This window comes from Agromyces sp. NPDC056965, from assembly GCF_042673425.1.
GTDB lineage: Bacteria > Actinomycetota > Actinomycetes > Actinomycetales > Microbacteriaceae > Agromyces.
Genome location: NZ_JBHURI010000007.1, coordinates 66,706 through 73,199 on the forward strand (window position 1 = coordinate 66,706; position 6,494 = coordinate 73,199).

Genomic DNA, 6,494 nt, shown 5'->3' on the forward strand with positions numbered 1-6,494 from the left:
AACAGAAATATGGACACCACACGGATGCCGGTCGGCGTCATCGGATTCGGGGTACGAGCGCTGCTCACCGAAGAGCTCGCCGCCCGGCCGGACGTCGAGATCCGGGCCATCTGCGACCCGTCCGAGTCGGCGCAGGTGCGCGCCGGCGAACAGTTCCCCGAGGCGCTGATCACGGGCGACCTCGACGAGTTGCTCGCCGCCGGCGTCGAAGCCGTGTTCGTGCTGACGCCCGACCACACCCACGCCGAGGTCGTCGGCCGGTGCCTCGCCGCCGGGGTCGCCGTGTTCTGCGAGAAGCCGATCGCGATCTCGGTCGAGGACGCCGACCGCATGCTGGAGCTCGCCCGGTCGACCGGTGCCCGGCTGTACCTCGGCCACAACATGCGGCACATGCCGGTCGTGCGCCTGATGCGCGAGATCATCCAGTCGGGTCGCATCGGCCAGGTGAAGGCCATCTGGTGCCGGCACTTCGTCGGCAACGGCGGCGACTACTACTTCAAGGACTGGCACGCCGAGCAGTCGCAGGTGAACTCGCTGCTGCTGCAGAAGGGCGCTCACGACATCGACGTGATCCACTGGCTCGCCGGCGGGTACACCCAGCGCGTCTCCGCGATGGGCGGCGTCACCGTCTATGGCGACCCGGCACTGCACGGCGACCGCGCCGGCGAGATGATGACCGACTGGATCAGCGTCGACAACTGGCCGCCGACGGCGCAGACGGGCGTCAACCCGAACGTCGACGTCGAAGACCTGTCGATGGTCACGATGCGACTCGACAACGGCGTGTTCGCGAGCTATCAGCAGTGCCACTACACGCCGGACTACTGGCGCAACTACACCGTGATCGGCACCGAGGGGCGGATCGAGAACATCGGTGACGGACCGGACGGCGTCGTGAACGTCTGGACGAAGCGGCATCCCGGCTTCGCCGCGCCCGACGAGGTGATCCAGATCCCCGAGGCATCCGGATCGCACGGCGGCGCCGACCCGGTGCTGCTCGACGAGTTCCTGCGATTCGCCCGGGAGGGCGGCGCCACGGAGACGTCGCCGATCGCGGCACGCCAGGCCATCGCCGTCGGCGTGCTCGCCGCCGAATCGCTGCGGAGCGACCAGGGCGCCCGCACCGTTCCGCCGCTCGCGCCGGAGCTGATCCGATACTTCGACGACGGGCAGCCGGGTTCGCACGGCAGCGTCCCCATGGCCGCCACCGTCGCCGAGCACTGACCCCCACCCAGCACCATCCAGCACCACCCAGCACCACCCGGAGAGGCACGCCTTCCGCGCACCCGACGCGTGAGCCATTCCCGATCTCGATTCACCGAAGAACCGATCATCCGCAGGAGGACTCATGAAACACACGCGAACGAAACCGATCGCGATACTCGGCGCCTCGGCGCTCATCACCACCGCGATGGCCCTCGGCGCAGCCGCCGGCCCCGCAAGCGCCCAGCAGGTCGGCGGCAACGCGCCGTTCATCAACTCGTGGTTGGTCTCCGGGCCGTTCGACACCGCGGTGGCGGATGAGATCTACGGGTGCGAGGTCGCCGAGGCGGTGAACCTCGCGAGAACCGCGAAGGCCACCGCCTCGTCGTCGCTCGACGTGAACCCGCCGGCCCAGCTGATCGACGGAGACATCCGCAAGCAATGGGTGGCCGAGAACGACGCCGCTCCGACGGTCACGCTCGCGTGGGACGCCCCGATCTCGCTCAACGAGGTGCGGCTGGCGCAGTGGGGCGACGCCCGCCATGTGAACGGCTCGTACGCACTCTCCTTCACGCTCGCCGACGGATCGACGATCGAGTCGCCGAAGGTCGCGAGCACGTCGGGTTCGCCGTCGTCGCCGACCGTGTACTCGCACGACAAGACGATCGCCGACGTGGTGTCGATGTCGGTCGCCATCGACCCCGGACTGGCGCCGTACCCGTCTGTCACCGGCCTGTCGGAGATCGAGGTCTACGAGCGCGTCGAACCGGCAGAAGGCGAGGCGTCGATCGACCCAGCCGTCGGCGGGACGCTCGGCGACGACGCGGAGTCGAACGAGTGGGAGTACTTCGACGACCGCGTGTACAACCGCAACTACGACGACTACCAGGACCTCTCCGGCTACTACTCCGTCAAGAAGGGCGAGGACACCAGGAACAAGTTCGTCTACGCGCACACCTACGTCTACAGCCCGAAGGCGCAGAAGGGTTTCGTGAACGTCGGCGCGAGCGGCTCGTACCGCCTCTTCGTCAACGACGACTGCGTGACCGGGAAGAGCACTCCCGTCGAGGTGCAGAAGGACCTGACCAAGCAGGAGGTCGACCTGAAGCCGGGCTGGAACAAGGTCCTGCTCCAGATCGAGCACACCTACACCGAGGACGTCAACGGCAACGGCGTGCCGGTCGCCAAGGACCAGGACGTCGCCTACCTCGGCTTCTACGGCCGGGTCGGTGACGCGAACGGCAACCGGATCGACGGCGTCGTGAGCTCGGTGAACGGCCCGTCCGAGAAGCTGAAGATCGACACCCGCCCGCTCGAGGCGGCCGGAGCCGACGAGAAGGCGCTGCCCGAGGGCGCGCTCCCGACCGGATACCTCGAGTGGCCGTACGTGTGGAACAAGTCGGTCACGGGGAGCAAGCACGGCGTGTCGGCCTCGTCGTTCCAGTTCATCGCGAGCGGCGGAGCGCCCGGCTACACCTGGAAGCTCGTCGACGGCGAACTCCCGAAGGGGCTCGAGCTGAACGCCGACGGCACGATCGCCGACGGGCTCGTCGACGGCATGCCCGACCTCTCGAGCACGAAGGGCATCATCAGCCCCGATGCGCGCCTCGGTGAGTACGAGTTCACCCTCGAGGTGACGGACGCCGACGGCGCCACCAAGACGAAGGACTTCACCCTCACCGTCGAGGACCGCCCGAACCGCAAGTTCGAGGAGGGCCGGGTCGGCGCGCTCACGCACTCCACTCCGGTCTACCGGTACTTCGTCGACCCGAACTACGCGGTGGACCAGTGGGCGCAGCGCGCGAAGGAGCAGGGCCACTCGCTGGTGTCGGTCGAAGCGCTCCAGCAGAACTACTACTGGCCCTCGAAGTTCGCCGACCCCGCGCACGACCGGAACCAGTACCTGCCGAAGGACGCCGACGGCAAGGTCGTCGACGGGCTGAAGCCCTTCGCCGACGCCGTCAAGCGATACGGCATGGACTTCGGGCTCTACTACGCCACCGAGGGCGGCGGCCTGCAGCACTACTCGACCGACGTGTTCGTGCAGAACGTCGAGGACCTGCTCGACCGCTACGACCCGGCGTACCTCTACTTCGACGGTCCGCAGACGATGCCGAACGCGAACTACGACGTCATGTACAGCGCGGTGCGCAACCACGGCGCCGAGGTGATCATCGATTCGAACGCCTGGGGCGAGGAGTACGGCGACCCGGATCTCCGCACCGCCGAGGCATCCCACATCTTCGCCAACACGAGCGCGGACCACCTGGTGAAGCGCACGCCGATGGAGCCGTGGAAGATCATCCTCACCGATCACGAGCGGTCGCCGTACTACGGACAGCGCGACGACTTCCGGCTGGTCACGCAGGAGATGATCATGAACGCGGGGCGCGGGTACGTCGACAACAACGACCAGACCGTGACCAACAGCCGCGGCCCGAACTGGGATTCCCCGACCGACATCGCGACTCGCTACCCGCGCGCGGCGCAGGAGTACATCGACGTGCGCGAGGGCCTCGCGGACTGGTTCTCCTCGTCGGGCGTCGACCTGCACGAGTCGACCACCGGCACGACCCCGTTCTTCCTCCCCGGCTACGGCTACGACGACGACGGACTCGGCAACTACGACCGGTTCGCCTTCCCCGGGGCGGATGTCGGCCCGCAGTGGGGCTATGCCACCCAGCGCGACAACGTCATCTACCTGCACATCCTGGCCGGACCCGATGGGAAGAAGGGCTTCGACGCGATCGAGGGCGGCCGGCTCTCGCTCGGCGGCATCGAGCACGAGGTCACCGCGGTCACGCACCTGAACACCGGAACGGAGATCTCCTCGTTCACCCAGGACGGGGAGGAGGTCGCTCTCGACCTGTCCTCCGTCGCGGTCGACCCGGTCGACACGATCATCAAGATCGAGACGGATGACACGGCGCGCACCTACGAGCTCACCGACGCCACCGTCGACGCCAGCCCGCTCCGATCGGGGCGACTCAAGCTCATCGCGGGCGGGTACATGACGTACCCCGCGCTGGCGGCGGAGCTCGACAAGGTGGTCTTCACCGCACCGGACACCGGTGTCGTGAAGGTCAACCGGAACGGGACCGTCATCCCGCGAGCGGACGGCTCGGTGGAGGTCGAGGTCGCCGTGAAGTCGGGCGGGGTCACCAAGAAGACCCGCGTCACCGTGTCGGTGAAGGACGGCGTCGCGTACATCGGCGACGACCTGTCATCGGCCGTGCTGCGGATCGGGGGCAAGGAGGCGTACACGGAACTCCCGATGAACGCGCAGCCGGACTACGCCCTCGAGGGCCGCTCGGGTCACGGCCAGTCCGTGCGCCTGGATGCCGCCGACATCACCTGGCACGCCGGCAGCGTCGACCTCGACGGCGGCACCAAGACCGAACCGATCGCCATCACGGAGGTCGACACCTTCGGGTTCGCGAAGGGCAGGGTCACGACCCCGCAGGTCGCCGAGCCGACGCGCGGCGTCGTGTGGGCGGAGGTCTCCCTCGACGGGAAGACCGTCACCAGCAACCGGGTGTTCCTCGACCTCCTGCCGACCCGCGAGGTCGCCGCGACCGCGACGGTCACGACGAGCGACGGGTCCGAGGCGGGCTCGAAGCTCACCGACGGCATCGTCATCGATGCGGAGCACCTCGCCGGATCCGGTTGGAGCACGGCGGCCGACGGAGCGTCGTGGGCCCGGTTCGACCTCGCCGTCCCGGCCGAGCTGTCCAGCATCGGCCTCCAGTTCAACAAGTCCGGACAGCGCTACGCGAACACGCCGCGGAAGATCGTCATCCAGACGAGCGTCGACGGCGAGACCTGGACCGACGCGCAGTCCGCGGCGGGCCCCGACGGGTCGGTGTACTGGGGTGCGGTGAACGCCTACCCGGTCACTGGCGTCGCGCAGCACGTGCGGATCTCGTTCCCCGAGGGGTCGGCCGGCGCATCGCTCGACCTGCTCGAAGCGCAGATCCATGCCACGCACGAGATGACCGGACTCGCGAGCATCGAGGCGGAGCCGAAGCTCAGGGGCAACAAGCGCACCGCCAAGGTCCAGGTCACCGGTACCTCCTTCCAGGGCGATGCCGTCTCGGTGCGACCCGGCGCGGTGAAGATCGTCGCCGACGATCCCGACGTCGTCGCGGTCGACGACCGAGGGGTCGTCTCGGCGGTCGGCGAGGGACGGGCGACGATCACCGTCGACGCGAACGTCGACGGCTATCGGGCGTCGGACTTCTTCGACGTGACGGTCGATGCGGATGGCCGCCTGTCGCTGCCGACGTTCATGGAGAGCGTGCAGCTCTCACTGAGCGGCAGCAGCGTGCGCGTCGGGCACCCGTTGGTGGCGGACGTCGAGGCGAAGCTCAACACGGGAGCTGCGGCGAACCCGGCCGAGCTGACCACGAAGCTCGAGTTCAGCGACCCCCGGTTGGCGCAGGTCGAGGGCAGGAACACGATCGTGCTGACCGAGCCGGTCGCGGGTTCCGTCTCCGCGACGGTGCGGGCCACGGTCACGTTCGACGGCCAGACGCTCACGTCGGGCCCGGTCGCGCTGACCATGACGGGCGACAACCTCGCGAGCGCGGCGACCGTCACGGTCTCGTCGGTGCGCGACCGCAACGGCGTGCCCGACGGCGACGACGGCGACGATCGCTACGTCGGCGCCAAGGCCGTCGACGGAGACACGTCGACATCATGGGCATCGAAGCAGACGGATGTCTCGCCGTGGGTGAAGCTCGACTTCGGCAGCCCCGTGCAGGTCGACCGCGTCAACCTCGTCGACCGCGGTCATGACGTCAACCAGATCGTCGAGGGCCTGCTCGAGTGGGAGGGCGGCAGCAAGCTCGTCACCGGGATCCGATGGGAGGGACAGCCCGACAACATGATCACGCTCGACGCACCGGTCACGACCTCGTGGCTGAAGTTCACGATCGATCCCGACAACGTGTTCGACAACCAGGCGGTGCGCGGCGAGGCCGGCCTGGCCGAGTTCGGCGTCTACGCCGCCGCGGCGGAGCGCAGCATCGTGGCGGCGCCCCTGGTCTCGGCGCCGACCACGATCGGTCAGCAGCCGACGCTGCCGGCCGAGGTCGGTGCCGTCTACAGCGACGGCACCACCGGCGTCGTCGCGGTCAGCTGGGATGCCGTGCCGGCCGAGAAGCTGGCCGAGACGGGATGGTTCATCGTCGAGGGTGCGCTCGACGGCAGCGAGGTGCGGGCCCGAGCGGTCGTCACGGTGCGCTAGTCGCAGAACGGAGAGCCGGCCCGGTGCCCCTCACGGGGTACCG

At 68.6% G+C, this 6,494-nt stretch carries 2 protein-coding genes; both read left to right on the top strand.

Going from position 1 to position 6,494, the window contains the following annotated elements; all coding sequences use genetic code 11:
* The first annotated feature begins 9 nt into the window (after positions 1–9).
* Positions 10–1,224, top strand: coding sequence for a Gfo/Idh/MocA family protein (locus ACFTQE_RS03405; protein ID WP_376923730.1), 1,215 nt, complete (start codon positions 10–12; stop codon positions 1,222–1,224).
* Between the two features lie 124 nt (positions 1,225–1,348).
* Positions 1,349–6,451, top strand: a complete 5,103-nt coding sequence (locus tag ACFTQE_RS03410) for a discoidin domain-containing protein (RefSeq protein ID WP_376923731.1) — start codon at positions 1,349–1,351, stop codon at positions 6,449–6,451.
* The last annotated feature ends 43 nt before the right edge of the window (positions 6,452–6,494 follow it).